The sequence below is a fragment of the Priestia sp. YIM B13551 genome, assembly GCF_042787905.1.
Taxonomy (GTDB): domain Bacteria; phylum Bacillota; class Bacilli; order Bacillales; family Bacillaceae_H; genus Priestia.
The window spans coordinates 551594-578324 of the sequence record NZ_JBHZOX010000002.1 but is presented as its reverse complement, the minus strand read 5'-3'; the positions used below and the strand labels follow the sequence as shown (position 1 = coordinate 578324).

Below are 26731 nucleotides of genomic sequence, written 5' to 3'. Positions count from 1 at the left end.
GGTTGGATACCGATTTTTTAAAAGTTTGAGAAGGGAATAGTATGGTGTTTTGAATATTTGTGTGCATATATAATTTTTATATTGACAAATGTACGTACAAATAAATATACTTAAGTTGTTAACAAATTCAAACAGCGTTACATAAAACGGAAAGCGCTTCCTTACTGCTATAGGTATCTTTATAGCTATCAGAAAGGAGATTAAACGTGAAAACAACTCAAGAAAGCATAAAACAAGCAATTGCTAAAGGGAAAACGTCCCTTGGAATTGAACTTGGATCTACTCGTATTAAAGCGGTGCTGATTGATGAAAACTTTGAAACGATCGCATCAGGCAGTTATGAATGGGAAAATCTCTTAGAAGACGGTTTTTGGACGTACAACTTACTCGATATTATTACAGGTCTGCAAAGTGCTTACCGTGAAATGAAGCAAGAAGTGGAACGAAGCTACGGGATCACGATTCGAACAGTTGGCTCCATCGGCGTTTCAGCTATGATGCACGGATATATGGCATTTGATAAAACGGGTGAGCTGCTTGTTCCGTTTCGAACGTGGCGTAATGCAACAACAAGCGCAGCAGCAAAAGAATTAACTGAACATTTCCAATTTAATATTCCTGAACGATGGAGCATTGCGCATCTGTATCAGGCAATCATAAATCAAGAAAAACATCTGCCGCGCATTGATTACATGACAACGCTAGCCGGCTATATTCACTGGCTGCTGACAGGCAGTAAGGCGCTTGGCATTGGAGATGCTTCGGGGATGTTTCCAATTGATGAACGCACGCAAAATTACAGTGAAGCGATGATGAAGCAGTTTGATGATCTCATTTCTCATAAAGGGTATCCGTGGCAACTATCAGATATTCTGCCTGCAGTCCATACTTCAGGCGAGCAAGCAGGTACATTAACAGCCATTGGAGCTAGTATTTTAGATCAATCAAAAAATTTGCAGCCGGGAATTCCATTTTGTCCTCCAGAAGGAGATGCGGGAACGGGAATGGTGGCGACAAACAGCGTAAGAAAACGCACGGGAAATGTTTCAGTAGGAACGTCCGTTTTTGCGATGATTGTAATAGATAAAAAGCTTTCAAACGTTTATCCGGAAATTGATTTGGTTACTACGCCAAACGGCAGTCCAGTTGGAATGGTTCATGCGAATAACTGCTCAAGCGACTTAAACGCCTGGCTCGGATTGTTTCGCGAATTTTCGGAGGCTATGGGACAAAAAGTAGAGTCGGATAAATTATTCGAAGTGATGTTAAATAAAGCGCTAGAAGCTGATCCTGATGGAGGAGGCTTGCTTAGCTACGGCTATTTCTCAGGTGAAAATATTACCGGAGTAGAAAGTGGACGTCCGCTATTTGTCCGTTCAGCAAAAAGTAATTTTAATCTAGCAAACTTTATGCGAACGCATCTTTTTACAGCTTTTGGCGCTTTAAAAATAGGTATGGATCTTTTAGTCAAAGAAGAAAACGTAAAGATTCACAGTATTTTAGCGCACGGAGGATTATTTAAAACGCCGGTAGTTGGTCAAAAAATGATGGCAGCGGCAATTAATACCCCGGTTTCCGTCATGGACACAGCTGGAGAAGGCGGCGCGTGGGGAATGGCTATTCTTTCTTCTTATATGCTTAATAAAAATGAGAATGAAAGTTTAGAAGATTTCTTGGATGATAAAGTCTTTAAAGAAGTAACCGCACAAGAAATTTATCCTGACGAACTCGATGTAAAAGGGTTTGAAGCATTTATTAAAAGATATAAAAAAGGGCTAGTGATTGAAAAAGCAGCTGCAGAGCACCACAGCGAAGAACGGGAGGAATTAGTGTGCTAGATAAATTAAAAGAAGAAGTATTTCAAGCAAACGTCGATTTGCCAAAACACGGACTGGTTAAGTACACGTGGGGAAATGTAAGTGCCATTGATCGAGACAGCGGTTTGTTTGTGATTAAACCAAGCGGTGTGACGTACGAGAAAATGACGGCGCAAGACATGGTAGTCGTTGATTTAGATGGCCGCGTGGTAGAAGGGGAGCTTAATCCGTCATCGGATACGCTGACGCATGCCGTACTCTATAAACATTATCCGCAAATCGGCGGTATTGCCCATACGCATTCAACGTGGGCGACCATTTGGGCTCAAGCAGGACTTGATGTGCAGGCAATGGGAACGACTCATGCCGATACCTTCTATGGTTCCGTACCGTGCGCGCGCTTTTTGACAGAAAAAGAAGTGAATGACGGATATGAAGTGGAAACGGGCAAAGTGATTATCGAAACGTTTGAAGAGCGCGGCTTAGATGTGCTAGCGGTTCCTGGCATTTTACTTCAAGGACACGGGCCGTTTACGTGGGGAAAAGATGCCAAATCGGCGGTAATGAACAGCGTCGTACTAGACGAAGTATCCAAAATGAATTTCTTTACACAAAAATTAAACGGACTGGCTGAAGGGCTGCCGCAGCGTATATTAGACAAACATTATTTACGAAAACACGGACAAAACGCGTATTACGGGCAAGGACAATAAAAGACTTACATACAGAAAAGGGGATTATCATGTTAAAAACAGCTCAAAAAGAATTTTGGTTTATTGTTGGTTCACAGCATCTTTACGGAAAAGAAGCACTAGCAGAAGTAAAAGCACACGCGCAAACGATGACTGATGCTTTAAATGAAAGCGGTGTCTTGCCTTATCCGATTGTTCTGCAAGATTTAGCTGTGAGTGCTGATACAATTACAAGCATGATGAAAGAAGTGAATTACCGAGATGAAGTTGCCGGTGTAATCACGTGGATGCATACGTTCTCGCCTGCAAAAATGTGGATTCGCGGTACCAAGTTACTGCAAAAACCGCTGCTTCATTTGGCGACACAATTTAACGAAAGCATTCCTTGGGAAACGATTGATATGGATTTTATGAACTTGAATCAATCCGCTCACGGTGATCGAGAATACGGTTTTATCAACGCGCGTTTGAACAAGCAAAATAAAATTGTAGTAGGCTACTGGGAGCGCCCCCAAGTACAGCAGCAAATTGCACAATGGATGGACGTAGCCGCTGCTTATAACGAAAGCTTCAACATTAAAGTCGCGCGTTTCGGCGACAATATGCGCAACGTCGGAGTAACGGAAGGAGACAAAATTGAAGCGCAAATTCAATTTGGCTGGACGGTTGACTACTTTGGAATCGGTGACCTTGTTCAATATGTAAATGCCGTTACGGAAGAAGAAATCAATGATTTGTTTGCTGAATATGCCGACGCGTACGAATTTGTCTACGGTGATTATTCTGCAGAAGAATGGGAGTCTAGCGTAAAAGTACAGGCAAGCTATGAAATTGCGATTAAACGTTTTCTAGACGAAGGCGGCTACAGCGCTTTTACGACTAACTTTGAAGATCTATACGGTATGAAACAGCTTCCTGGTCTAGCCGTACAACGCTTGATGGCACAGGGCTACGGCTTTGCTGGTGAAGGAGACTGGAAAACAGCGGCGCTTGACCGCTTGCTTAAAGTAATGAGCCACAATCAGTCAACGGGCTTTATGGAAGACTACACGTATGAATTAGCTCCCGGACGTGAGTCTGTGCTTCAATCTCACATGCTTGAAGTCGACCCGACGCTAGCGGTAAACAAGCCAAAACTAATTGTCTCTCCGCTAGGCATCGGCAACCGCGAAGACCCGGCCCGCTTAGTGTTTGACGGTAAACAAGGAGAAGGCGTAGTGGTTTCCATGGCTGACTTCGGTACGCATTACAAGCTGTTAATTAACGAAGTATCCGCATTTGAGCCGGAAGTTCCAGCTCCAAATCTTCCGGTAGCGCGCGTGCTTTGGAACATTAAGCCGAACTTCCAAGACGGCGTTAAAGCGTGGATTGAAAACGGAGGCGGCCATCATACGGTACTTTCATTAAATTTAACGACCGATCAAATCGTGAGCTATGCAAAGCTTGTTGATCTAGAGTACGTCATTATTAAGTAAGCACCACTACTTCCGAGGGAGCACTGCTTCCTTGGAAGTGAAAATATAGCGTCAGTAAAAGAACGCCGTTTTTAGAAATAAATGAAAGCGTTTTAAATAAGTGTGGTAGGAAGCAAAACTAAGACAATACAAAGGGGATATATAATCATGAGTAAAGTATCAAGTAAGTTTATCTTCTTCTTCGGCTCATTTGCCGGTATTTTATTCGGTTATGATATTGGGATTATTGCTGGTGCAGAAAGTCATATCCGTGAAGCGTTTCATTTAAGTCCGCTCTGGCTGGGGATTGTGGTTTCGTCGCTAATGGGAGGAGCAATTATCGGTTCCATTTTAAGCGGATTATTAGGAGATAAGTTTGGACGAAGAAAGTTAATTTTAATTTCATCTATCATCTTTCTTTTAGGCTCCATCGGTTCAGCGATTGCACCAGAGGAAATTACGTTAACGATTGCGCGCGTCTTTTTAGGTACAGCAGTAGGAACGGCTTCTTCGTTAGTTCCTGCTTATATGTCAGAAATCGCACCTGCTCATATTCGCGGGAAGCTTTCAGGTTTAAATCAGCTAATGATTGTAATTGGATTATTATTAAGCTATATCGTAGCCTTTATTTTTGAGCCGGTTCCAAACAGCTGGCGATTAATGCTTGGCAGCGCCGGTATTTTTGCGATCGTCTTATGCATCGGTATGATCAAGCTTCCAGAGTCGCCTCGCTACTTAATTAAAAACGGAATGGCAGATAAAGCGCGTGAAGTACTGCGTACGCTTCGCCGGTCAACAGCTGAAGTAGAAGCTGAAGTGTCTGAAATTGAAAGCATAGCTGTTCATGAACAATCAGGCATCAAACAGCTGTTTCATAAAAAGTTTCGTTTAGCATTAATTATCGGTGTCGGAATGGCAACTTTTCAGCAGATTCAAGGCTCAAACTCAATTGTTTATTATGCAACAAGCATTGCTCGTCAAGTTGGTTTAGCGCCGCAGGTAGCTGCTGGTTTTACGGTCATCGTTGGGGTAATCTTCGTTGTGACAACACTTATTTTTCTGCAGTTTGTTGATAGATTCAACCGCCGTACCATTCTTACGATTGGCGGCGCGGGTATGGCTCTTTCATTTTTCACACCGGCTATTCTAGGAGCATTAGGCGTTAATGAAGTCGTCGTAAACTGGGTTACGTTAATTGCTCTTTGCTGCTTTATCCTTTGCTATGCGTTTTCTTGGGCGCCGCTTACGTGGATCATTGTAGGAGAAATTTTCCCGCTTTCTGTACGCGGAATCGGTGCTGGGATTTCATCTGCTTTTAACTGGACGGGATCGCTTGCAGTAGGGCTTGTGTTCCCAATTTTAGCCGACCAGTTTAGTTTAGGCGTGATCTTTTCAACGTTCGGGATCATTTGTATTCTCGGATTATTCTTCATACGCTTTGTAGTTGTTGAAACAAAAGGACGCAGCCTAGAGCAAATTGAAATGGACATGGCAGCTCGTTCTGCAAGGAAGTCTTTAAGTCCGGTTGAGCGTAATAAATATGTTTGATTGTCGTAATGTTTTAAATGTAAGGTGCTGAGATAAAAGTATTTTAGCTGAAGTGAAAAACGAACCACTAATCAAAGTGTTTGATTAGTGGTTCGTTTTTTTATGGTGAACGCAGGTTTCATCTGTTTCGTTTCTTCTAGCAGTTGATTGGAGAGCAAGGCGAAGACTCCTGCGGGAAAAGCGGAACAGATGAGACCCCGCAGGAGCACAAGCGACGAGGAGGCTCATCGGACGCCCGCGGAAAGTGAAGCCTTGCACGGAAATCAACTGTGGGGTAACAAGCGGTTCAGCACATGTCGGCCTTTGTTCGTCCCCAGCCTCTTTCTTATTAGTAGATATAGAGATTTCAGCTTTTACACTGTCATATTAGTGCCTAATAAAATGGAAAGATAGGTTAGCTTATCATAGAGTGGACTTTAATAGATATTCATAACTAGCAATTTCTAAAACGAAAGCTAAATGTGCGTTCTGCTTACAAGAAGGTAGTGACCTTCGTCAACAAATTCTCATATAAACAAGTAAGCTTGTTTACTTATTAATAGGGGGATTAACTAGTTGATGAATTTGACGCTTCATGAACGTTCTGAAAAGTTATTAAAGCAAAGAATTAAACAATTAAATCCGATCCATTTAACTTTGTTTTTATGGGTGACAGTAGAGGTGACGGATCAAACGATAATTGTTACACGATGAACGGTGAATTTGAGCTTGTATTAAAAAAGGCGGTGGAATTGAACCCGCTGTTTATTATTCATGGGGGAGACACCGTCTATACAGGGGAAAAAGAGTATTTGGAGCACTTTGTTAAGGTTGTCGAAAAAATCGCACCAAACATTCCTATGTTTGTATGCGTAGGGAATCATGATGAACTGTACCTTGGTGAAAGCAATCTCGAAAACTTCAGAGCCACTATCGGAAAAGTACACTGGGTCATTGATATTCCTGTCTTTAACTTTCGGTGCATCGCATTAAATAATGTCATCAGTCCCAAGAATAAAATATATGGATTTACAGATAGAGAGCTGAATTATTTAGAGCAGCAGCTAGAGGATGCTCCTCGTAATACCATCGTAGCCATGCATGCGCAGCCAAATATTGGCCGGTGGTCAAATCTTGAAGGGTTTCCTGTAACGACTCCTCAAAGTCAAGAATTTTTTGATTTAATTCAAGAACACCGCGTGAAAAAAGTGTTAGTCAGCCATGTGCATGCATATGACGAGCAGTTTATTAGAAAAAACAGAAACGGGTCGTTTACGCTTGGAAGAGGCACTGATTTTGTATTGTCAGGAGGCGCCGGTGCTCCTCTTGATTTTGAGCCGCCTTTAATTTTAAATAATTATAATTTTACGGAGTTTTTTGTAAGCAGGTACAACATATTAGGACCTCTTCTTTGGAAGGATTTTGGACGACCTCGAAGAAATTGTTTGTAAAAACAAGAGAATAGAAAGCTATGTTTAGCCAAAAGCCTGCCCGTAATTCACAGGCAGACTTTTGGAAGATTATGCATAATGTTTACAGAAACCTTGTAGCAGAAGGCTCAGTCAAACGTTATAATAGATAATGAATGATGATATATTCTCTATATTTGTCATATATTTGTATTACATATGTAATTGAAGAAAAACATTCACTTGATATACTGTTTAATGACTTAACTTTATCTTAAAATTTACAGTGAAATGCCTGTTTATAGAGGCTTAGAACATACACAGCAAATGGAGGAGCAATCATGGCAAACGAAAAGATGCAAGAAGGACTTGATCGTTTTATCAAGGAAGATTTAAATGACCTTTTAGGTAGACTGTTCCCCTTAATGGACCGGGAGTGTGCCGAAGAAAAAAGAAAGCTTATCGAAACAGCGGTAGAGTATATTTATTCGTCAGGATATCACCAGGGAGCCAAAGATTTAATTGAAACGCACCGAAAAGACGATTACAAATTGTTAAGGCAAAAATTAGCGTCAACGCCTCCTAAAAACTAATTTTTTTGAAATTTCTTTTGACAACATAAATCTAAGGTGTTAAGATGACTCTACATTCAAAATATTATAAACAATTAAAACTCTTATTGAGAGAGGCGGAGGGACTGGCCCTGTGAAGCCCGGCAACCATTTAACATTCTTGTTGAAAAGGTGCTACATCCTGCAAAGCGTACAGCTTTGAAAAATAAGAGAGGATTTCATAGATACTATGCCTCTCTATTCGTGATAGAGAGGCTTTTTATTTTATGTGAATATGTTTTGAATGGACAATTTTATAAAAATGCATCAGGTGCTGTGTAACGAATGTACGCAGCTTAAAAGGGAAGACCGGTGAAAAGCCGGCGCGGTCCCGCCACTGTAATGGGGAGCAACTTATTAACCACTGTTTCATGTTGAAATGGGAAGGGATAGGAAGCGATGAACCTAAGTCAGGAGACCTGCCTGTTGTATGCACTTAAGCTCTACGGGATATAGAGAGGAGTGAGGAATACGTGTTGAGAAAAACAGGCTGTCTCAACTCTAGTTAAGTATGCGTATTATCTCTCTTTTCATTTCGAAAAGGGAGATTTTTTAGTTTACCGATAAAAAAATATACAGGGAGTGGAAAAAATGAGCAGTGTAAAAAGTTCAAACTTAGGTTATCCAAGAATTGGTGAAAAACGAGAGTGGAAAAAAGCGCTTGAGCAGTTTTGGGCAGGAAAGCTGGAGAAAGATATCTTTCTTCAAGAAATTGAAGCTCTTCGTCTAGGGCATCTGAAAAAACAGCGTGACGCAGGAATTGAATTAATTCCAGTCGGCGATTTCAGTTTATACGACCACGTGTTAGATACAGCTGTTATGTTCGGTCTAGTGCCAAAGCGCTTTGAGTATGACGGAGGACCGGTATCGCTTGAAACGTATTTTGACATCGCCCGAGGAACAAAAGGTGCGGTAGCCTCTACGATGACAAAATGGTTTAACACAAATTATCACTACATCGTACCGGAGCTTGAGGAATGTACGCCGGCACTTGTAGAAAATCGCCCGCTTCAGTTTTACAAAGAAGCAAAAGAAAAGCTGAATATTGAAGGAAAGCCCGTTATTCTAGGTCCAGTAACATTTGTGAAGCTGTCAAAAGGATATAAAAAAAGTGAGTTTAAAGAAGTAGTTGAACAGTTTGTTCCGCTTTATGCAACTATTTTAGCGGAGCTGCAGGCAGAAGGAGTAGAGTGGGTGCAGATAGATGAGCCAATTTTATCTACAACGCTATCAAAAGAAGACCTGGCGCTTTACACAGAAGTCTATCAAACTTTGAAGGAAGCGGCACCGAATGTAAAAGTCATTTTGCAAACGTATTTTGACAGCGTTGATCACTACAAAGAAGTTGTGTCTCTTCCTGTTGAAGGAATCGGTTTAGACTTTGTGCATGACCGAGGCGAAAATCTCACTGCGCTTAATAAATATGGTTTTCCAACTGATAAAGTGCTTGCTGCGGGAGTGATTGACGGACGCAACATTTGGCGTGAAAACTTGGACGAACAGCTTTTAACGCTTAGTGAAATTGAAGAAGCCGTATCAAAAGACCGTTTGATTCTGCAGCCTTCATCAAGTTTATTACATGTTCCTGTCACGGTGAAAAATGAAGAAACCATTGATCCAGTATTGAAAAATGCGCTCTCTTTTGCAGATGAAAAGCTAAAGGAAATCACGCTTTTAACAAAAGCAGTGCAGCAAGGAAAAGAGTCGATAGAAGAAGAAATAAACGTAAGCAAACAGGCGATTCAAGCATTAAATGGTTCATCTTTTCGAAATCATCAAGACGTGCAAAAAGAGCTGAAGCAGCTGCACAGCTATAAAGCAGCGCGACAAGCGCCGTTTGACGTACGTCAACGCGTTCAGCAAGAAGCGTTTCAACTGCCGCTTCTTCCAACGACAACGATTGGAAGCTTTCCGCAAACAAAAGAAGTGCGAAAAGAGCGTTTAAAATGGCGTAAAGGCGAGTTAAGCGATGAAGCATATGAAGCGTACATTAACGAGGAAATAAAAAAATGGATTGAAATTCAAGAAGACATCGGCTTAGATGTCCTTGTGCACGGAGAGTTTGAGCGTACGGACATGGTCGAATACTTCGGTGAGAAATTAGGAGGCTTTCAGTTTACGAAGTTTGGCTGGGTGCAATCTTACGGTTCTCGCTGCGTGAAGCCGCCGCTTATTTACGGAGATGTATCGTATGAGCAGGCGATGACGATCAAAGAAACGGTCTACGCACAGTCTCTAACAAATAAGCCGGTTAAAGGAATGCTGACGGGTCCGATTACGATTTTAAATTGGTCGTTTGTGCGTGATGATATCCCGCGCTACGACGTGGCAAATCAAATTGCGCTTGCTCTTAGAAAAGAAGTAGAAGCACTTGAAAGTCAGGGCATTTCAATGATTCAAGTAGATGAACCGGCACTGCGTGAAGGACTGCCATTAAAACGAGAAAACTGGGACAGCTACTTGAACGCTGCGGTGTATGCGTTCAAGCTAGCCACGGTATCGGTGCAAAACGAGACGCAAATTCACACGCATATGTGCTATTCAGAATTCGAAGAGATTATTGATGCCATCAAAGCGCTTGATGCCGACGTGATTTCCATTGAAACGTCTAAAAGCCACGGTGAATTAATTTATGCGTTTGAAAAACATACGTACAATCAAGGAATCGGACTTGGCGTGTATGATATCCACAGTCCGCGCGTACCGAAGCTTGAAGAGCTTCAGCGAAACATTGACCGCGCTCTGCAGGTACTTGATCCTGCATTATTTTGGATTAATCCCGACTGCGGCCTTAAAACAAGAGGAATCAGCGAGACGGTTGAAGCTTTAAAAGTCATGGTTGAGTCCGCAAAACAAACCAGACAAAATTTATTACAAAACGTTTAATGATAAGAAATTAAAGAACAAGCAGTGTAACCGCTACACTGCTTGTTCTTATGGGATTTTAAAAGGCCAAAAATATCCATTGACACTTCCCCTACATTTTTGTATCTTTTTAAAGGTGTTTTTAAAATCAGGGAGGTACAACATGAGTAACAACAGCACGCAGCACGTTAAAATTGTAACAGCGGATCCATCAGCGCTAGGTCTATTTGGACTTGCCATGGTGACACTTGTTGCATCGTTTCAAAAGCTTGGGGTAACCGATGGTGTTTCATTGGTATTGCCATGGGCGATTTTTTTAGGCGGGGTAGGGCAGTTAATCGCGTCTATGCAAGATTTCAAACATAATAATACCTTCGGCGCAACTGCTTTTGGTGCCTTCGGGTTATTTTGGCTAGGTGTAGCTATGACATGGCTTATTCAGCTTGGAGCATTTGGGGAAGCGCTCGCAAAAGAAGCGGATCCGAAGCAGCTCGCATTTGCTTTTGTCGGCTACTTGATTTTCAGCGTTTTTATGACAGTTGGAGCAATGGGCACTCATAAAGTATTATTTATTATTTTTGTGTTAATCGATTTCTTATTCATTGGATTATCGCTAAGTACATTTGGTGTGGCATATGAGTACACGCACTTACTAGCAGCAGTTTCAGAGCTATTAATTGCTCTGTTTTCATTCTATGGATCTGCAGCGGCTGTATTAAATACTCACTACGGTCGAGTTGTGCTTCCGGTGGGCAAGCCGTTTGGTGCATTTATCAAATAATCAAGACGTTAATTAAAAAGCGAAGTAGGATTGAATTCTGTATGGTGCAGAGGTCAATCCTTTTTTGTTTGGGCGTTTTTATATATAGTAGAAAGAGATAGTTATATGTAATAGAAGCTTTTAGAGAAAAAAGAGAAATACATAATGAAAGGAAACGTTTCAATGATTATAAGACAAGTGGATGAAAAAGATTTAAACCAATTAATTACGTTAGAAAACAAAGGCTTTACACCTGAAGAGGCTGCCTCAAAAGACGCATTCATCACGCGGATCAACACCATTCCTGATACGTTTATCATCGCCCAAGAAAATGAAGAAATAATCGGATATGTGAACGGTCCCGTCATTTCAGCTCCGTTTATTACGGATGATTTGTTTGAAAAAACGATTTCGAACCCTGAGACAGGCGGTCATCAAAGTATTTTGGGTATCGTTGTAAATCCCAAGCATCATCATAAAGGAATTGCGAGTATGCTGCTAAGAGAGTTTGAAAAACAAGCGCGGAACAAACAGCGCTTAACGGTTACCTTAACATGTAAAGAAGAATTGATTCCTTTTTACGAAAAAAACGGATATGTGAATCAAGGAGTAGCGGAGTCTCAGCATGCAGGCGTGCAGTGGTTTAATATGAGTAAGGAGCTTTAACAAACAGACAATGAAATAAAAAAGCACAAGCTTCTTTTAAGGAGTTTGTGCTTTTTTATATTAATTTCTGTGTAGTTATTGTAAATATGTAAAAGTAAAGATGGTATTTACATGAATAAGTACGGCTTTTTTTATTGAGAGGGTGAACATGTGTTTAATCTATTTCGTTGCTTCTAGCGGTTGATTGGAGGGCAAGGCGAAGACTCCTGCGGGAAAAGCGGCACAGATGAGACCCCGCAGGAGCGAAAGCGACGAGGAGGCTCAGCGGCCGCCCGCGGAAAGCGAAGCCTTGCACGGAAATCAAGAGCGGTGTAACAAGCGATTCATACTCAATCATTTCTCCCATTTTTTCGTCTTTAGATTGGATTAATCTCGTTATATTTAAATCTCTTTTTTAGGTAGGTAAGAGACATTGATTTGTCAAATATATTTGACAGTAACAAGGAAGATAATATAAGATATGGATGTAAAAAGTTTTTTACATTTTAGAGATGAGTGATGAATGGTGGAAAATCGAATTAAAGAACTGCGTAAAAGCAAACGAATGTCTCAAGATGAATTGGCAAAAGTATGCGGCGTATCGAGACAAACGATTAATGCAATTGAAAACAATAAGTATGATCCAAGCTTGACCCTTGCTTTTCAACTGGCTGCAGAGCTGGGAGCAACAGTAGATGAGCTGTTTTTATTTCATAAATCATGATGAGTTAGTTAAAAAGAGAAGGTAATGTGAAGTAGCGATCTTACTAGTAGAAGTTTTGACATTTCTGTACTATAAGCTAAAAGCACATAAGTAAATAGTAGATCAATATTACTTCTATCACTTTATAAAAAGAGATTTACAGAGCAACGGTGGTGAAATGAATGAGAAATCGAGCTGCCGGAGTAGCTCTTACAAGTACGGGCATGTTACTGTTGATGGTAACGTTAGTACTTCCTGTTCCGGGATTAACGTATAGTTTACTTGTAGGAAGCAGCATTGTACTAAAGGGCTGCGGAACAGGAGGAATAAAAAGGTGTATCACGTGAATACAGCGTGATGTAGAAAAGGAGGTTCCTTTTGAAAAAAAGAACGATTATTATAGCTGCACTTTTATTTATCGTCGTATTTTATTTTACATATACCGGGAAAGCCTATCAGTTAAAAGACGTCATAAAAGTAGATGAAGCAAACGTTACGCGTATTGAAATAGATACGGACGAAGGAAAACGTGTAGTAGATGATAAAAAAGAGATAAAGCAAATCGTACATTCTTTGGCAAAAGTAGAAGTAAAAAAAAGCAAGGAGCTCGACCCAAAGTTTGACCAAGCTTACTGGGTAAAAATCGTCGAAAACGGAAAAGATGCGTACGGCTTAACGATTTACGATAATGACTACATAAAAGCGTTTAGCTTTGAAGATAAAAAACAGGCGACATATACGATTGTTAAAGATCAAAAAGTAGATGTTAAAAAGCTGCTTTCAACTAAATAAGCCTGAAAAGTACCATAAGCTTTTTCAAACCTACCAAAAAAGACAGCCTGCGCTGTCTTTTTTTATTAAAATAATAGATTGAAAATTATGACTATTTAAAGCGGAATTAATCCTTGCCTATATAATTAATAAATGATTGAATTAGGTCAATATCAGGGTTAACCAATAGTGCTGGAAGAAGGCCGAATGTTAATAATACAAGAACGTTTGATCCAATAAAGATGCGAAGTGCTTTTTTGATTTTCATGATATTTCCTCCCTTTTTTATATTTTCGTATAAAAAGAGAAAAAAATCAATAGAAATGTGACGAAAATGTGAACTTTTTGTCTGATAGTCCCTGATAGATTATAAAAATTCCCTCTCTATACTAGATAAAGAGGGGATATAGCAAGTCATAAAATATGTAGAAACATTAAAAGTACATGCGCAGATTCCCAATGAAACGATAAAGAAAATAGCATGAAAAACCAATTAAGACACATCCTGCCGCAATAGAAACCCATTTAATATAAAGCTGATTCAGCACTTTTCTAGTTCCAGAGACAATCGTCATTAAGCCTAGGTCATGAATTAAAATCCCTGTTAATATTCCGGCAGCAATCAGTAGGAAATGAAAAGAATGAGAGGATTGAAGCGAATTAGTCAGCACCGTTCCAAACACGCTGAGCCAAAAAATGAGATTGCTAGGAGAAATCGCAACAAAGATCCCGTTCATATAGGAAGATGCAAACGACTTTTTTACGTGCTCTCCAGGAGACGTTATATCATGGTCGGCATGTCTAATGCTGTCATAGCCAATATAAAGTAAAAAAAGCGCTCCTATAAGCCACATCATAAGCTGTATAAAAGGAGCCGATAAAAAAGAAGCCAGTCCAGAGTAAAGAAGCACAATTAATAATAAATCAACCGTCATTCCTCCGAGTCCAACAACCCATCCGTGAAGAAACCCGTTTTTTAAACCTTGTTTTGTCATTTCAATCGTCACCGTGCCAACGGGAAGGGCAATCGAAAGGCCTAGCAGTACATTTGTTAAAAATAACGTCACCAAAAACAAAACCTCTTTCAATCTTGTATCTACTATTATTTTCCGTTTAAGTGGTCTTTCATTATATAAAAATATGTAATGAAATTTGATGTTATGTATAAAAAACAGTAAGCACAAAGGCTACTTCGTTATATTTACACTTTTTACTTACCGAGCTATAAAAAGAGGAGCAGTAGCGGCTCCTCTTCACCATTTTAAACGCTTTCCTGCACGGTTGCTGACTGTCTTTTAAACGCAACAACAAACCACACAATATTCGTAATCAGCAAACCTAAACAAGAAATCATTATTCCTATAATTGAAGATAAGTTTCCTGAGAAATCTTCTAATCCGAATAAAAACAGAGCCGGCATCAGTAATAGAGTACTAGCAGCGATTAAAAGTCCGATGCTGCAAAAAGCAGCCATGACAAATCTTAAAAAATGCATTCCTATCAGATAAAAAGCTAAAGGCAACAAATATAAAAACAGAACCATGCCAAGAGATAACCACAGCCCTGTTGAGCCGAACGTATTAACGTTGGGGCCTGAATCTGCTAGAGGAGAAAGCGAACCAAGAACCAAAATGAAGCAGAAAAATAGGGCGGAAAGCAAAGTGGTGACTATCACACTATTTTTTGCTGTAGAATTACGCACTGTTTTTTAACCTCCTTTCCAATAAATAAGCATATGGATTAATTTTACAATAAAAAACTCAATTAAAAACCATTTTTTCACAAAAACCTTTGATAGGTTGGATAATAATGAAGAGAAGCCGGGTTAAGATAATACACGTGTACATATTTTTTGTGTGGACCTGGATAGTGGGTTTCGTGCCAGTATTGCGCCAGTATTGTTTGAATAGGATGCGAATGAGGGGCTTCTCCGTAATGTCCGTAGTAGAGGCCGCTTCCTGAATAAGGAGAATACATAAAATCACCTGCCTGCTTAAATGAATGTGTTACACGGTATGTTTTTATATGGATTAACGTTCTTCTACAGTGTAAAAAGGGCACAAATAGGTCATTTATATGAATGCTCCATTACAGTAAAAAAGACCTTTAAAAGCAAGAGGTCATAAGCTAAGCATCTGTATGTTCTTCACTTGGATTCCTTTGAAAATCCAAAAAACGAGTTCCTTGAAACGTCAGCATTCCTTCATCGCCTTCTGCTAGCATGCCGTATTCGCGGCCTGAAACAGTAAATTCAGAGCGGTCGGTGCTTTCAAACTGAAAGGTTACGTAGTAGGTTGTAGACGTGTGAGAGTGATGATGTTCGTGAGCGTGACTGTTGTGGCGGTGGACGTTTGTCCGTTTGCCCGTAACTTTTGCTTTTACGGAGAGACGGGGAGACTGCTCATTTTTACTCCACGTGCCGATTCCTTTAAAAATAGAAAATAGAAAAATACCAATAACTATAACAAAAAATAGCATCACAAACGTAGGCATTCCGTTAAATAACGCGTCATCTGGAAAAAAAGCGCCTCCGCTTACGTCATCGGGCACATCACCTTCAAAAACAATGTCATCTCCGGACGGGTCATCTTCAAATAGCATTTCATCTTCAAACATTCGTATTCCCCCTTACTATAAATACGATTACTGAATGGAAAAAGTTTCATCTTTATAGTAGTCTTATGATAGGATAGCTAGTTACTATTCATACATATGAGTGAACAAGGAAAAGGAGAGATACACATGGGGAAATACAAAGTTGTTATGTCTGGAAAAACGTGGCCAAATGCTTACGAGAAGCTAGCGGAGCACTGCGATATTCAAATGTGGGAAGGAGAAGGAAAGATTCCACAAGAAACGCTGCGCGACTGGCTTCGTGACGCTGACGGCTTTTTTAATATCGGCCACATCACAGTGGACGAAGAGCTGTTAGAAGCAGCACCGAACCTGCGCGTTATTTCTCAATCAGGCGTCGGGTATGACAGTGTAGATGTCGAAGCATGCACCAAAAAAGGCGTGCCGTTTAGTAATACGCCAGGCGTGTTAGTAGAAGCAACGGCTGACTTAACGTTTGGTCTCTTGCTGTCAGCAGCTCGCCGCATTCATGAAGGCTATGAAAAAGTGAAACAAGGAAACTGGGAAACGGTATTTGGCGTCGATTTATTTGGAAAAACGCTTGGTATTGTTGGAATGGGCGATATCGGAAGCGCCGTTGCCAGACGAGCAAAGGCATCGGGGATGAACATCGTTTACCACAACCGAAGCCGCAAGCATGAAGCAGAAAAAGAGCTTGATGCCGTATACCTTTCGTTTGAAGAACTGCTTCACACAGCTGACTGTATCGTATGCCTAGTGCCGCTTTCAAATGAAAGCAAAGGCATGTTCGGAGAAGAGGAATTTAAAGCAATGAAAAGCAGCGCGTATTTTGTAAACGCAGCGCGCGGAGGATTAGTGAACACTGAAGCACTTTACGAAGCGCTGAAAAATGAAGAAATTGCATATGCTGCACTGGACGTAACAGACCCAGAGCCGCTTCCGGCAGATCATAAGCTGCTGCAGCTTTCAAACGTGCTAGTGACACCGCATATTGGAAGTGCTACGTACGAAACGCGCAATCGCATGGCAGATTTAGCCGTCCAGAACCTGCTTTTAGGTCTTGAAAAAAAGCCTTTAGTGACGTGTGTGAATGAAGAAGTGAATTACAAGTAAGGAGAGATTTTTTGTTAAAAGCATTACAGCTTATTCTTTCAATTATTACTGTTGGACTGGCTCTTTATATCATGCTCACTCACAGTTACCAGTTCCTTTCGTTTTTAAATATACTGCTCGGGTTTACCATGCTAGTTTTAGGAGCAATCGAGTGGCAAAAAAGAAAGAAAACCAGCGCGTGGCTGTTGCTGTTAGTTGCGCTGTTTAGCTGGTTTGTCGGTATTTACCGCATGACCATTTAAAAACGCTTGGCAAATGCCAAGCGTTTTTTTTAATGTGCTTTCAGCTGTGCTTCTAACACTTTTTCAATAACGGAAGCTACTCCGTTTTCATCGTTGGTTAATGTAACATCATCAGCTAAAGCTTTAATTTCCGCGTGCGCATTTGCCATAGCGATTCCTTTTCCAGCCGTTTGCAGCATCGATACGTCGTTAAAGCTGTCTCCAATGGCAATGGTATCATGAAGAGAGCCGCCAAGCTCTTTTACCACGTATGTTAATGCGTTTCCTTTTGACGCGTCTTTATGTTCCAGTTCAAAGTTATGATCAGCGGAAGAGACAAGTGTCATATTATGCTGCTTGCTAAAGTAATCCCAGCCTTTTTTTCGCTTTTCATCATCAAATGAAAAAGCTAACACGTTATAAAGCTCAGCGTTTGTATTTAAAATATCTTCATAGGATGCAACAAAGGCAAATCCCGTTTGGCTGTACTGCTTAGCAGCAGCGTGATGAAGTCTTTCTTCGTCCACGTTTTTATTGGCGCTTTTTACCCGGTCAATTTCAATGGCCAGCAGCTCACGACCCGAGTTTGGTGTATAAATCGCATGTTCGGCAAACACTTCATAATAAAATTCGTTTGCATCCAGCCACTGAAGCGCTTCTTTTACGTGATGTGCATCAATCGGAACCGAATGTCTTAGCTGTCCGTTCGGGTCATGAATAGTCGCTCCGTTTGCGGCAATCACCCAAAGGTTTGAAAGCTCAGCTTTTTTTAAAATTTCCTGCACGTCGAAATAAGCGCGCCCTGTAGCAACCACGACTTCAACTCCGTGTGTTTGCGCTTTTTTAATTGTTTCTGCATTAATTGTGCTAATTTCACTGCTGCTATTTAAAAGAGTTCCATCTAAGTCTGTAAAAATCATCTTCATAAACTATCTCTCCCTTTGACTATTATTACTTGTTTTTGCGTGTTTTATCTTGTTTATCCTACAATAAACGAAAAAACACTGATAATCAAGCGTTTTTACATTGTTTTTACAAAAGAAACAAGTATAATAAAGTAAAAAGCAGAAAGAAAACAGGTGAACAAGCGATGTTAAAACAAGAAAGACGCAAACAAATTATGAATTTGCTTGAAAAAGAAGGGCGAATTGTGGCCACCACGCTTAGTCAAACGCTGAATGTTTCAGAAGATACAATCCGCAGAGACCTGCGGGAAATGGACGCGCTTGGTCTGCTGCAGCGTGTACACGGAGGAGCGCTTCCGCGTTCCACGTCTGCCGTTGATTACAAAGAGCGAAAACGTGAATTGATGGATGTTAAGCATTCACTTGCAGTTGCGGCGCTTCCGTTAATTAAAGACGGGCAGGTGCTCTTGATGGACGGAAGTACAACAAATATTCAGCTCGTCAAAGCTTTTCCAAAGAATTTAAACGTTACGGTTATTACAAACAGTCCGTTAATTACCGTTGCACTAGCGGAACATGAATTTGTAGAAGTTGTTTCTCTTGGAGGAACGTTTCGAAAAGAATCGATGGTCACGGTAGGACAAAGCGTGGTTGATACGCTTAAGCAAATTCGAGCGGATCTTTGTTTTTTAGGCGTATACGCAATCGATCCTAAAATCGGTATGAGCATTCCTTTGCTTGAAGAAATGCACATTAAAAGCCAAATGATTAAAAGTGCGAGTGAAGTAGCGGCTATTGTAACAGCTAAAAAACTCAATACATCGTCAACGTACACGTTCAGCTCAGCCAACTCGCTAGATTGGCTCATTACAGAAGAGCATGTGAACGAAAACGTGTTAAATGCTTACCGCGAAATCGGCATTGAAGTAATCACAAATAAATAGTAGTTTTAGTAAGGAAGTATATGGTAATGTAGAGTAAAAAGGAGCTTGAGCGATGAGCGAACAAATAGATGTTACGCAGGAATTAGCGAAGCTTCAGCAAAGAGTCGAACACCTAGAGGAAAGAATGGAAAAAGCAGAGTCTAAGCAAAGTCCTTTGCGGTCATTATGGGAAGCCATACGATCGATTTTAATTGGACTATTCATTGTAGGACCTGCAGCGGCAATCATTCTTGGCGTTTTAGCGGCACTAGCGGGAAAATGAAAAAGGTTGAGACATAACTAACTAAATCAATATAACCTAAAGGCGAACAAATTGGATAAATGATCTAGTATGTTCGCTTGTTACAGCGCTGTTGATTTCGGTGCAAGACTTCGCTTTCCGCAGGAGTCTTCGTCTTGCCCTCCAATCAACAGCTAGAAGCCGCTACATATATGAACGTTCACTATACTAATGAAAATCCGAACAAATTTGATTCTCAATCAAGAATCAAACTCGTTCGGATTTTCCTTTGACTAAAATACTTTTGTCCCAGCCTTGTTTATTATTTTTCTGAATCAGAACGAAACTTCGTGCTGACAAAAATAATGATGGCTAACAAAATAACAATGGGCAGCCAAATAATTTCAAATTTATAAGCAGGCTCTGCAAGTGCGGCGATAACAGCGCCAAAGCAGTAAAGTACAAGAGACAGCGCGCGAAGAATGGCATCGGTTGTAAACGTTTTGCGGTAGCGAGGGCTGCGCAAACGTGCCGTTACGTCTTCAAAGAAATTAGCAAGCGTTCCCGTTAATACGGTTGTTGAAATTCCGGCTACGCCAAGCTTTCGAGCAGCCGTTGTTTGAAGTCCCATTGCTGAGCTTAGTAAGAAAATAAACAAGTAAGTTAAGTGTAAAGAAGGAGAAAACGAAGATAAAAGTGCAAAAACAAGTAAAATTAATCCTTCTATTCCAAGCGCGATCGTTACGGCTTTAGGCCAAAACGTTTTTTCTTTGTTTCCAACAAGGATTGCAGCGCCTACAACTCCTACAATAAAACCTCCTAAAGCTGTCAGGGAGTGAAAAACAGTTGTTTCAAGAGAGTTTCCGATTGCTAGCCCAAGCAGCACGATGTTTCCGGTCATGTTTGCCGTAAAGATATGGCCAAGGCTTAAGTAGCCAATCACATCGACGATACCCGCTGTGACACAAAGAACCAGCAAAATAATGTTTCGATAAGTAGAATTCGTCACGGTAAGTCATCCTTTCTTTTTATACCAACTAAACAGTTTACCGTGAAGAAAAAAATCTGTCCAGATAGTTGTCTTACAAATTTTTAAGCGTGTCCCACCAAAAAGCCACTTCAGATAGAGATGTACCCTCAATAACAACCTCAGCACGATCGATTCTTTTTCCGCCAAGCGCTTCGTAAAATTGACAGGCGCCGTTTTGTTCAAAAGCCCATGTGAGCATCGTATGTATATGTTGGTTTACCAGCTCTTGCGCTATTTTATGCATAAGCGCTTTTCCAATCCCTTTTCGCTGATGCTCTGCGAGTAAATACATTGCATATAGTTCTCCGGTATAGGAAGGGTGCTTATTGGTTCTTTCTTTGCCATAAGAAGCGAAGCCGACGATTTGACCGTTTTCTTCTGCAACAAAAACAGAATTTGACTCCAGCTGCTTTTTCCAAAGAGGTTTTCGCTTTTCAGCGCTCAAAGAATCTAAAAAAGAATCGGGAACAAGTCCTTTATAAGTTGATTTCCAGCTTTCTACATGTACATTTGCGATGCCCGCTTCATCGCCAATTCTGCCTTGACGTATCATATGCTCACCTCATTTTTTCTATATTTTAACATAATTTTAAAGCGGGCATCCCCGTTTTTCCGTTTTCTTTGTATATATATAGTAGCTATTTTACATAACAAAGGAGATGATATAATGAGTAAATTATTATTAAAAGATCAGCCGTTAATTGTACTGCCGGCGCTTGCAGTTAAAGTAGGAGTGAACGGAGCGCTGTTTCTTCAGCAGCTTCACTACTGGCTTGAAAAAAGCGTAAATGTACAGGACGGATATACGTGGGTATATAATACAAATCAGCAGTGGCTGCAGCAGTTTCCGTTTTGGTCGCTTTCAACGATTCAACGCATCATTTCAAAGCTTGAAAAAGAAGGACTGATTATAAAAGGAAAGTACAACCGCTCTAAATTTAACAACACGGTCTGGTACCGGATTGATTATAAGAAACTAGAAGAGCTTATGCCAAGCGATGAATTTGAAGAGCTCGAAGATGTCAATTTGACAGAAGGGGAAAGTCAAATTGAAGCAGCGGAGCCGGTCACAGTGAAGGCGTCATTAACAGAGACTACAGCAGAAAATACAAATCAAATAAAAAGAGAAGAAGACGCGCATGACGCTTACGTACAAACGTTAGAAGCCGCTTTTATTGCTAGAAGAAACCGAGGAGTGTATCCTTCAGCCAGCGATTTAAAGCATATGTACGAAGTCGCAAAAAGCGAAATACCCGTAGAAGAAGCGCTATCTGGACTGCAGGAAGCATTTGATCACTACGTGCCTAAATACAGCGGCGATACCATTCGAGCATTTGCCTATATTAAACAGCATCTTTTTCATAAGCATTATGTAACGTCACAGCGTACGCTAGCAAGTCAACAGACTGAAAAGCGGCTTTCCTACGCTAATAAAAAGCGCGTCATTCGCAAGGAAATGACGCCGGATTGGCTAAAAGAAAATGAAGAGCTAGAACCTCCAGCTCCTGCTTTTAAAGACGATGCTCACTTTGAAGAAGAAAAGAAAAAGCTTGCTGAAAGTCTTCGTGAGCTGGAGCAGGAATTAAAAAATAATTGAAAATACCACTGGACTTTTATAAGATAAAAGATAGTAAACCTTTTGAATACGAAAGGTTTACTAGGTAAAAGAAAAGCGGCTCTTAAAGAAGGTGCGCCATAAACGTGATAAAATTTTTGTTTTTGCTGTTCATGCCTACAATCTTTGTTTTTTTCGGTTTGTGGCTTATCCAAAATGTGTTGGTAACATTTGTGTGCTTTTACGGCTGGATGTTTATGATTTTATATGCGAATAATAAAATTAACTTGAAGGTAGCGCTTACAAAAAAATCTCTGTATGTGGGAACTCTGAGCGGAGTTCTATGTGCCGCTGTGATAATTGGAAGCAGCCTGCTTTTTTCTGGTAAAATCTTTCATATAGAAGATATGCAAGCGGTTTTGCAAATATGGGGATTTAGCGGATGGAAAGTTATCATTTTAGCCGTCGTTTTGATTTTTATTAACCCTTATTTAGAAGAAATGTATTGGCGAGTCTATATACAGAATAAAGTGGAGAAGCATCTGTCCTTACCTGCTTCAACCATTGTTACATCAAGCTTTTATACGCTTTATCACCTGTTTATTATTCTGCCCGTTTTTGCGTTTCCTTTTAATTGGATCTCGGCTGCAGGCATTTTTTTAGCAGGTATAATGTGGGCGTGTATAAGGGAGCGATACGGTGCCGAAGCGGCAATTATTAGTCATGCGTTAGCGGACGCGGCGATCATGATCGTATACGGATTATATGTAAGATAGTGGTATTATGTCAAAAAACCATGAATCGTTATTCATTTATAACTTGTTTTCATGGTATAATAACAATAATAGTAAAATTTTATCAACACATTTGAATTGAAATAATGTATACTTGTAATACAAAGATTGAAGCGTTTACATAAATCGGAATACACATAGTTAATCTGGGTCCGATGAAAACTAAAAAAAAGAGAGAGATAATTACTTGGAGGAGGAATAGAAGTATGTTTGTACCTATTGAGCGTAAAAAAGTATCTAGTCAAGTGCTTGATCAATTAAAAAAGATGATTAAAGAGAAAACGTTCCCACCAGAGTCTCGTTTGCCGTCGGAACATGAGTTATCCAAAATGTTTGGAGTGAGCCGTGCACCAATTCGTGAAGCGCTAAGCGTTCTTTCTGCCAGCGGCTTGATTGAATCAAGACAAGGCGGAGGAAGCTACGTAAAGCGTGTAAACTTAGTGGGCATGCTTGATCCAATGACGTTTGAAATGGTTGAAGCAGATCAAGTTCTTGAATTAATTGAAATGCGTATTATCATCGAGTCGCAAGCAGCAAGCTTAGCCGCGCTGCGCCGTACGGATGAAGAACTGATTGAAATTAAAGAATCGTTAGAAGCGTTTAAAAAGACGGTTCATAACAGTGAAGAAATTGGACATGAAGCGGACTATCGTTTCCATCATGATATTGTAAAAGCTGCTCATAACTCATTCCTTCTTCATGCTGTAGAAGATTTAGGTCATTTGTATCGAAAAGCGCTTGCTTATTCGTTAAATAAAAGCCAAAAAGAAAATCGTAAGCAAACGGATGCCGACCATGAGCGTATTTTTGAAGCAATTAAAAATGGAGAGCCAGAAGAAGCAGCAGAAGCGGTTCGTGATCACTTAGAGCACGTTCGCCAAAAAGTAATGGTATCTCAATGATAAAAAAAACGACAACCCAAGGGGTTGTCGTTTTTTTTATTAGTAAGACCATTCATTCATGTGAGGAAATAACACACGTTGAAAACGAAAATTCATGCTTAGACCGGTGCGGATGTGCCGGCTTTTTTTGTTTGCATAAGGGGAAAGTATCTAATTATACTCTTTAATAATCAGAAAATACAGTATTGTTAATAATTTTACGGCGTGGTATTTTATTAACAAATGTTACTTTTATTTACATATTAATGTCAGTAAATCTAACATTAAGAGGAAGAGGAGGGATAAGATGCTTTCATCAAGCGTCGGGTATTTGATTTTACTGATTTTTGGAGGAGGCTTTACGGCCGTTACAATTATGATGCAGCGCCGTCAAGGAAAGGAAATGACGGCTGAGCAGTTTAGTACAGCCGGAAGAAATGTAGGCGTTGGGCTGGCGAGTGCATCCATTATTGCTGCATGGACATGGGCCGCTACGTTAATGATGTCTTCTTCCACAGGCTATCAGTACGGCATTAGCGGACCGTATTGGTACGCAGCGGGAGCAAGCATTCAAATTTTGCTGTTTGCCATTGTCGCGATTAACCTGAAGAAAAAAGCGCCGAACGCTCATACGTTTTTAGAATTTATTGCACAGCGTTTCGACGTGAAAAATCATCGTTTAATGCTTGGCTTTGCTCTTATGACAAATATTATTGTGACCGCCATGGTTATTTTAGGAGGAGCCATTGCTTTAAACTCTCTTACCGGGATGAATATTTTTGTTGCCGCTTTTTTAATTCCTCTTACGTTTACCATCTACACCATGATTGGCGGTTTAAAAGCCTCATTTGTTGCTGATTATTTTAACACCGTTTTTATTTTCATTATTTTATTTATTTTTGCTGCTGCCGTCTATTATAAGTTCGGCGTAACAAGCGTGTACGAAGGGCTGAAAAATCTGCCTTCGTCACAGCATATGCTTACGATGGCATCGGTGCCGGGCCTTTTGTTTGGGATGATTAATATTATCGGGAACTTCGGTACGGTCTTTGTAGATCAAGCTTACTGGCAGCGTGCCATTGCAAGTAAAAACAGCGCTGCTTCAAAAGCGTATATTTACGGCGGAATTGCCTGGTTTTCGATTCCGTTTGCCGTTGCCACTTTCCTAGGTGTAAGTGCGGCTGGGCTTGGAATTGCTGTAGATTCACCGGATTCTATCGCGCCCGTTATGGCGTCACACGTGCTTGGAAATCTAGGTTCTATTTTGTTTTTAACGATGCTGTTTATGGCGGTAATGTCGACAGGAGCGGCTGAATTAACGGCGATCACAAATATTATCGTAACGGACATTTACTTGCGATCTATCAATCCAAAAGCAAGCAGTAAAAAAATCTTAAGCACGTCGCGAAAAGTGACGCTTGGCTTTGGGCTGGTGATGGGTGTGTTTTCCATTTTACTGTTTTACTTAGGAATTAGTCTTGGGTTTGTATATATGGCCATGGGTATTTTCGTCAGCGGAGCCGTTATTCCCGTTACGCTTGGACTGATGTGGAAAAAAGCGACGAATACAGGTGCATTTTACGGCGCGCTTTTAGGGATGATTGGCGGCGTTGTCGCATGGAACACATCTGCTTACTTAATTAACGGTCACATTGATGTAGAAGCCCTTGGCGGACTGTATCCAATGCTTATTGGAAATTCTACCGTTTTTATTATCAGCGGAGTTATATCAATCGGACACGGTCTGCTTGCCAAAAAAGAATTTGACTTTGATGAACTAAAAGACAAATTCAAAAGCTTTGATGAACATGGAGATGAACCATTAAGGGAGGAAGTGGCGTATGGATCCACAACAACAGTTAAATAAAGATGCAAAGCTTTGTACGCGCTGGGCGCTGGGACTTACATTTTTGTTTGTCCTCTTGTTTCCAGGCGTGATGTTTTTAACGGGCTATCAATACACGCTGTCCTTTTTTAAAGGCTGGACGTATCTTGCGTTTGGCTGGCTGATTATCGCAGGGATTTGTATTATTGTGGGGCCTGTGGTTGAGTTTGTGAGGGAGAAGAAGGAGAGAGATACAGTTTAATTTGTCAAAACAATATGAATTTCAAATGTGTTAGTTATAAAAAAAATCACAAATCATATTCTAGTGAATATGGTTTGTGATTTTTTTGTGAAGATATTTAAAATTATGTTAATTTTTGGTAAAATAGACTTAGTTCCATAAAACTACATTATGGTTTTAAATGGATTTTACTATTTTATCTGATTGTCTTTTGACATAAATGAAAGGGGGTGAAGTGATTGCACATCGTCTCTTTAGAAAAAGCATGTTATGCAGAACTTCAAGCAGTAGGTTCAAAAGCTTACAATCTCTCAAAAATGATTCAGCACGTTTCTCATATCCCTACAGGATTTGTTTTAACATCTCACGCGTTACATTCCTTTTTAACGTTTAACCAAATAGAAATAAAAGCAGAAGATAGCAGCGTCATAGAAAAGAAGATTCAAAGCGGCACGTTTCCTTTAGGTCTGCAAAAAGAAATTGTTTCTTCGTATGCCAATATTCAAGGTGCTGGTGTGAAAGCCGTAGCCGTAAGATCTTCTTCCGCACTTGAAGATTTGGAGAATGCGTCTTTTGCCGGACAGTATGAAACGATATTAAACGTAAGAAACAGAGAAGAACTTTTGACAAGTATAAAAAAATGCTGGGCTTCTTATTTTTCATCCGTGGTTCAAGCGTACGCCGAAGATAAAGAAATTTCGCTTTCTAATCCCCAGATGGGTGTCCTTGTACAAGGAATGGTTGAAGCCGATGTATCCGGAGTGATTTTTAGCGTAAATCCTATTACAGAAAGTGAAGATGAAGTAGTCATTAACGTGGCGTACGGCTTAGGAGAGGGAATCGTATCAGGTGGTGTTACGCCGGATTTATTTATTATTCATAAACAGACAAAAAGTATAATGAAAGAACTAGGATTAAAAGAGTATAAGCTAGTGTCAGGTTTTACAGGAATAACAAAAGCTGTGACAACGGATAAAGAAAAAAATGAATTTTCTATATCAGATGAAACAGCACTACAGCTGCTTCGTTTAACGAATCAAGTAGAGCAGTATTGTCAGTACGCTGTAGACATTGAATTTGCCATAAAAAATAAACATATTTATTTGCTTCAAGTGAGACCTGTTACTACATAATGAAAAGGAAAGGGGAAATC

32 protein-coding genes and 2 riboswitches are annotated in these 26731 nt (G+C 40.3%); of the genes, 24 read left to right on the top strand and 8 right to left on the bottom strand.

From position 1 onward, the window contains the following. The first annotated feature begins 206 nt into the window (after window positions 1-206). From ACFX4N_RS12305 to ACFX4N_RS12240, 14 genes are all read left to right on the top strand, one after another. Window positions 207-1838, top strand: coding sequence for a xylulokinase (locus tag ACFX4N_RS12305; RefSeq protein ID WP_274589101.1), 1632 nt, complete (start codon window positions 207-209; stop codon window positions 1836-1838). Continuing rightward, window positions 1832-2530 carry an L-ribulose-5-phosphate 4-epimerase gene (locus ACFX4N_RS12300; protein WP_057234608.1) on the top strand — a complete coding sequence of 233 codons (699 nt, stop codon included), beginning with the start codon at window positions 1832-1834 and terminating at the stop codon, window positions 2528-2530. Before ACFX4N_RS12305 ends, ACFX4N_RS12300 begins: the two co-directional genes overlap by 7 nt. Window positions 2531-2559: 29 nt before the next feature. Further along, window positions 2560-3984 carry an L-arabinose isomerase gene (gene araA, locus ACFX4N_RS12295; protein WP_013058236.1) on the top strand — a complete coding sequence of 475 codons (1425 nt, stop codon included), beginning with the start codon at window positions 2560-2562 and terminating at the stop codon, window positions 3982-3984. Window positions 3985-4131: 147 nt separating this feature from the next. After that, complete coding sequence (locus ACFX4N_RS12290) at window positions 4132-5511, top strand: sugar porter family MFS transporter (protein ID WP_192100193.1); 1380 nt, start codon at window positions 4132-4134, stop codon at window positions 5509-5511. Window positions 5512-6066: 555 nt separating this feature from the next. After that, on the top strand, window positions 6067-6204 hold the full coding sequence (locus tag ACFX4N_RS12285; protein WP_192100195.1) for a hypothetical protein: 138 nt from the start codon (window positions 6067-6069) through the stop codon (window positions 6202-6204). Continuing rightward, on the top strand, window positions 6156-6941 hold the full coding sequence (locus tag ACFX4N_RS12280; protein ID WP_192100197.1) for a metallophosphoesterase family protein: 786 nt from the start codon (window positions 6156-6158) through the stop codon (window positions 6939-6941). Before ACFX4N_RS12285 ends, ACFX4N_RS12280 begins: the two co-directional genes overlap by 49 nt. Window positions 6942-7240: 299 nt before the next feature. Beyond that, window positions 7241-7492: a hypothetical protein gene (locus ACFX4N_RS12275; protein WP_057273687.1), complete on the top strand. Its 252-nt coding sequence runs from the start codon at window positions 7241-7243 to the stop codon at window positions 7490-7492. 80 nt (window positions 7493-7572) lie between these two features. Further along, a riboswitch (SAM riboswitch) is annotated at window positions 7573-7683 on the top strand. Window positions 7684-7762: 79 nt separating this feature from the next. Further along, window positions 7763-7951: riboswitch (cobalamin riboswitch) on the top strand. A 150-nt stretch (window positions 7952-8101) separates the two neighbouring features. Next, a complete protein-coding gene (metE, locus tag ACFX4N_RS12270) occupies window positions 8102-10396 on the top strand; it encodes a 5-methyltetrahydropteroyltriglutamate--homocysteine S-methyltransferase (RefSeq protein ID WP_192100199.1) in 2295 nt (764 codons plus the stop codon). 142 nt (window positions 10397-10538) lie between these two features. Beyond that, window positions 10539-11156 (top strand): acetate uptake transporter, encoded by a 618-nt coding sequence (locus tag ACFX4N_RS12265; protein ID WP_057273685.1) that lies wholly within the window; start codon window positions 10539-10541, stop codon window positions 11154-11156. A 144-nt stretch (window positions 11157-11300) separates the two neighbouring features. Further along, entirely contained in the window at window positions 11301-11801 is a 501-nt protein-coding gene (locus ACFX4N_RS12260) for a GNAT family N-acetyltransferase (protein WP_013058230.1), read from the top strand. A gap of 180 nt (window positions 11802-11981) precedes the next feature. Beyond that, the gene (locus ACFX4N_RS12255) at window positions 11982-12116 is read left to right on the top strand and encodes a hypothetical protein (protein ID WP_255255966.1); all 135 of its coding nucleotides are present in this window, start codon (window positions 11982-11984) and stop codon (window positions 12114-12116) included. 187 nt (window positions 12117-12303) lie between these two features. After that, the gene (locus tag ACFX4N_RS12250; RefSeq protein WP_013058229.1) at window positions 12304-12504 is read left to right on the top strand and encodes a helix-turn-helix transcriptional regulator; all 201 of its coding nucleotides are present in this window, start codon (window positions 12304-12306) and stop codon (window positions 12502-12504) included. A 161-nt stretch (window positions 12505-12665) separates the two neighbouring features. Next, complete coding sequence (locus tag ACFX4N_RS12245; RefSeq protein ID WP_180227529.1) at window positions 12666-12830, top strand: hypothetical protein; 165 nt, start codon at window positions 12666-12668, stop codon at window positions 12828-12830. Window positions 12831-12861: 31 nt separating this feature from the next. Beyond that, on the top strand, window positions 12862-13275 hold the full coding sequence (locus tag ACFX4N_RS12240) for a DUF5301 domain-containing protein (protein ID WP_057273683.1): 414 nt from the start codon (window positions 12862-12864) through the stop codon (window positions 13273-13275). Between the two features lie 106 nt (window positions 13276-13381). Here ACFX4N_RS12240 and ACFX4N_RS12235 read toward each other — a convergent pair whose 3' ends face one another. The 5 genes from ACFX4N_RS12235 to ACFX4N_RS12215 all read right to left on the bottom strand — a co-directional run bounded on the left by ACFX4N_RS12235 (window position 13382) and on the right by ACFX4N_RS12215 (window position 15870). Further along, complete coding sequence (locus ACFX4N_RS12235; protein WP_013058226.1) at window positions 13382-13522, bottom strand: hypothetical protein; 141 nt, start codon at window positions 13520-13522, stop codon at window positions 13382-13384. A 166-nt stretch (window positions 13523-13688) separates the two neighbouring features. Next, window positions 13689-14321 (bottom strand): LysE family translocator, encoded by a 633-nt coding sequence (locus tag ACFX4N_RS12230; protein ID WP_029323312.1) that lies wholly within the window; start codon window positions 14319-14321, stop codon window positions 13689-13691. 194 nt (window positions 14322-14515) lie between these two features. Then, a complete protein-coding gene (locus ACFX4N_RS12225) occupies window positions 14516-14956 on the bottom strand; it encodes a DUF5391 family protein (RefSeq protein WP_274589102.1) in 441 nt (146 codons plus the stop codon). A gap of 77 nt (window positions 14957-15033) precedes the next feature. Further along, window positions 15034-15231, bottom strand: a complete 198-nt coding sequence (locus ACFX4N_RS12220; RefSeq protein WP_043981104.1) for a hypothetical protein — start codon at window positions 15229-15231, stop codon at window positions 15034-15036. A gap of 150 nt (window positions 15232-15381) precedes the next feature. Further along, entirely contained in the window at window positions 15382-15870 is a 489-nt protein-coding gene (locus tag ACFX4N_RS12215) for a DUF2500 domain-containing protein (protein WP_274589103.1), read from the bottom strand. A 126-nt stretch (window positions 15871-15996) separates the two neighbouring features. On the opposite strand from ACFX4N_RS12215, the gene ACFX4N_RS12210 reads away from it, so the two are divergent. Further along, window positions 15997-16962 carry a 2-hydroxyacid dehydrogenase gene (locus tag ACFX4N_RS12210; protein ID WP_013058220.1) on the top strand — a complete coding sequence of 322 codons (966 nt, stop codon included), beginning with the start codon at window positions 15997-15999 and terminating at the stop codon, window positions 16960-16962. Between the two features lie 11 nt (window positions 16963-16973). After that, the gene (locus tag ACFX4N_RS12205) at window positions 16974-17204 is read left to right on the top strand and encodes a YczI family protein (RefSeq protein WP_029323305.1); all 231 of its coding nucleotides are present in this window, start codon (window positions 16974-16976) and stop codon (window positions 17202-17204) included. A gap of 29 nt (window positions 17205-17233) precedes the next feature. Here the strand turns inward: ACFX4N_RS12205 and ACFX4N_RS12200 are convergent, their stop codons facing one another. Next, the gene (locus tag ACFX4N_RS12200) at window positions 17234-18109 is read right to left on the bottom strand and encodes a Cof-type HAD-IIB family hydrolase (RefSeq protein ID WP_274589104.1); all 876 of its coding nucleotides are present in this window, start codon (window positions 18107-18109) and stop codon (window positions 17234-17236) included. A 164-nt stretch (window positions 18110-18273) separates the two neighbouring features. Between ACFX4N_RS12200 and ACFX4N_RS12195 the strand changes: the two genes are divergently transcribed. Together ACFX4N_RS12195 and ACFX4N_RS12190 are read left to right on the top strand one after the other, a co-directional pair. Further along, complete coding sequence (locus ACFX4N_RS12195) at window positions 18274-19032, top strand: DeoR/GlpR family DNA-binding transcription regulator (protein WP_274589105.1); 759 nt, start codon at window positions 18274-18276, stop codon at window positions 19030-19032. Between the two features lie 52 nt (window positions 19033-19084). Beyond that, window positions 19085-19294 (top strand): hypothetical protein, encoded by a 210-nt coding sequence (locus tag ACFX4N_RS12190; protein ID WP_057273680.1) that lies wholly within the window; start codon window positions 19085-19087, stop codon window positions 19292-19294. Between the two features lie 280 nt (window positions 19295-19574). Here the strand turns inward: ACFX4N_RS12190 and ACFX4N_RS12185 are convergent, their stop codons facing one another. Continuing rightward, window positions 19575-20261, bottom strand: a complete 687-nt coding sequence (locus ACFX4N_RS12185) for a YoaK family protein (RefSeq protein WP_013058215.1) — start codon at window positions 20259-20261, stop codon at window positions 19575-19577. A gap of 73 nt (window positions 20262-20334) precedes the next feature. Continuing rightward, complete coding sequence (locus tag ACFX4N_RS12180) at window positions 20335-20835, bottom strand: GNAT family N-acetyltransferase (RefSeq protein WP_057273679.1); 501 nt, start codon at window positions 20833-20835, stop codon at window positions 20335-20337. A 114-nt stretch (window positions 20836-20949) separates the two neighbouring features. Between ACFX4N_RS12180 and ACFX4N_RS12175 the strand changes: the two genes are divergently transcribed. From ACFX4N_RS12175 to ACFX4N_RS12150, 6 genes are all read left to right on the top strand, one after another. Beyond that, window positions 20950-21879, top strand: coding sequence for a hypothetical protein (locus ACFX4N_RS12175; protein WP_057273678.1), 930 nt, complete (start codon window positions 20950-20952; stop codon window positions 21877-21879). Window positions 21880-21983: 104 nt separating this feature from the next. Beyond that, the gene (locus tag ACFX4N_RS12170) at window positions 21984-22613 is read left to right on the top strand and encodes a CPBP family intramembrane glutamic endopeptidase (RefSeq protein ID WP_098314718.1); all 630 of its coding nucleotides are present in this window, start codon (window positions 21984-21986) and stop codon (window positions 22611-22613) included. A 224-nt stretch (window positions 22614-22837) separates the two neighbouring features. Then, window positions 22838-23533, top strand: a complete 696-nt coding sequence (locus tag ACFX4N_RS12165; protein WP_013058211.1) for a FadR/GntR family transcriptional regulator — start codon at window positions 22838-22840, stop codon at window positions 23531-23533. A 286-nt stretch (window positions 23534-23819) separates the two neighbouring features. After that, window positions 23820-25379, top strand: coding sequence for a sodium:solute symporter family protein (locus ACFX4N_RS12160; protein ID WP_377261488.1), 1560 nt, complete (start codon window positions 23820-23822; stop codon window positions 25377-25379). Next, the gene (locus ACFX4N_RS12155; RefSeq protein ID WP_029323294.1) at window positions 25354-25599 is read left to right on the top strand and encodes a hypothetical protein; all 246 of its coding nucleotides are present in this window, start codon (window positions 25354-25356) and stop codon (window positions 25597-25599) included. Before ACFX4N_RS12160 ends, ACFX4N_RS12155 begins: the two co-directional genes overlap by 26 nt. Window positions 25600-25817: 218 nt before the next feature. Beyond that, a complete protein-coding gene (locus ACFX4N_RS12150; protein ID WP_097812285.1) occupies window positions 25818-26711 on the top strand; it encodes a PEP/pyruvate-binding domain-containing protein in 894 nt (297 codons plus the stop codon). The last annotated feature ends 20 nt before the right edge of the window (window positions 26712-26731 follow it).

Excerpts from the sequence above, each read along its gene's own strand:
- ACFX4N_RS12245 (WP_180227529.1), top strand. The coding sequence starts at position 12,666 with ATGAGAAATCGAGCTGCCGGAGTAGCTCTTACAAGTACGGGCATGTTA.
- ACFX4N_RS12220 (WP_043981104.1), bottom strand. The coding sequence starts at position 15,231 with ATGTATTCTCCTTATTCAGGAAGCGGCCTCTACTACGGACATTACGGA.
- ACFX4N_RS12175 (WP_057273678.1), top strand. The coding sequence starts at position 20,950 with ATGAGTAAATTATTATTAAAAGATCAGCCGTTAATTGTACTGCCGGCG.
- ACFX4N_RS12210 (WP_013058220.1), top strand. The coding sequence starts at position 15,997 with ATGGGGAAATACAAAGTTGTTATGTCTGGAAAAACGTGGCCAAATGCT.
- ACFX4N_RS12160 (WP_377261488.1), top strand. The coding sequence starts at position 23,820 with ATGCTTTCATCAAGCGTCGGGTATTTGATTTTACTGATTTTTGGAGGA.
- ACFX4N_RS12280 (WP_192100197.1), top strand. The coding sequence starts at position 6,156 with ATGGGTGACAGTAGAGGTGACGGATCAAACGATAATTGTTACACGATG.
- ACFX4N_RS12180 (WP_057273679.1), bottom strand. The coding sequence starts at position 20,835 with ATGATACGTCAAGGCAGAATTGGCGATGAAGCGGGCATCGCAAATGTA.
- ACFX4N_RS12250 (WP_013058229.1), top strand. The coding sequence starts at position 12,304 with ATGGTGGAAAATCGAATTAAAGAACTGCGTAAAAGCAAACGAATGTCT.
- ACFX4N_RS12290 (WP_192100193.1), top strand. The coding sequence starts at position 4,132 with ATGAGTAAAGTATCAAGTAAGTTTATCTTCTTCTTCGGCTCATTTGCC.
- ACFX4N_RS12155 (WP_029323294.1), top strand. The coding sequence starts at position 25,354 with ATGGATCCACAACAACAGTTAAATAAAGATGCAAAGCTTTGTACGCGC.
- ACFX4N_RS12190 (WP_057273680.1), top strand. The coding sequence starts at position 19,085 with ATGAGCGAACAAATAGATGTTACGCAGGAATTAGCGAAGCTTCAGCAA.
- ACFX4N_RS12275 (WP_057273687.1), top strand. The coding sequence starts at position 7,241 with ATGGCAAACGAAAAGATGCAAGAAGGACTTGATCGTTTTATCAAGGAA.
- araA (WP_013058236.1), top strand. The coding sequence starts at position 2,560 with ATGTTAAAAACAGCTCAAAAAGAATTTTGGTTTATTGTTGGTTCACAG.
- ACFX4N_RS12195 (WP_274589105.1), top strand. The coding sequence starts at position 18,274 with ATGTTAAAACAAGAAAGACGCAAACAAATTATGAATTTGCTTGAAAAA.
- ACFX4N_RS12265 (WP_057273685.1), top strand. The coding sequence starts at position 10,539 with ATGAGTAACAACAGCACGCAGCACGTTAAAATTGTAACAGCGGATCCA.
- ACFX4N_RS12235 (WP_013058226.1), bottom strand. The coding sequence starts at position 13,522 with ATGAAAATCAAAAAAGCACTTCGCATCTTTATTGGATCAAACGTTCTT.
- metE (WP_192100199.1), top strand. The coding sequence starts at position 8,102 with ATGAGCAGTGTAAAAAGTTCAAACTTAGGTTATCCAAGAATTGGTGAA.
- ACFX4N_RS12165 (WP_013058211.1), top strand. The coding sequence starts at position 22,838 with ATGTTTGTACCTATTGAGCGTAAAAAAGTATCTAGTCAAGTGCTTGAT.
- ACFX4N_RS12260 (WP_013058230.1), top strand. The coding sequence starts at position 11,301 with ATGAAAGGAAACGTTTCAATGATTATAAGACAAGTGGATGAAAAAGAT.
- ACFX4N_RS12215 (WP_274589103.1), bottom strand. The coding sequence starts at position 15,870 with ATGTTTGAAGATGAAATGCTATTTGAAGATGACCCGTCCGGAGATGAC.
- ACFX4N_RS12200 (WP_274589104.1), bottom strand. The coding sequence starts at position 18,109 with ATGAAGATGATTTTTACAGACTTAGATGGAACTCTTTTAAATAGCAGC.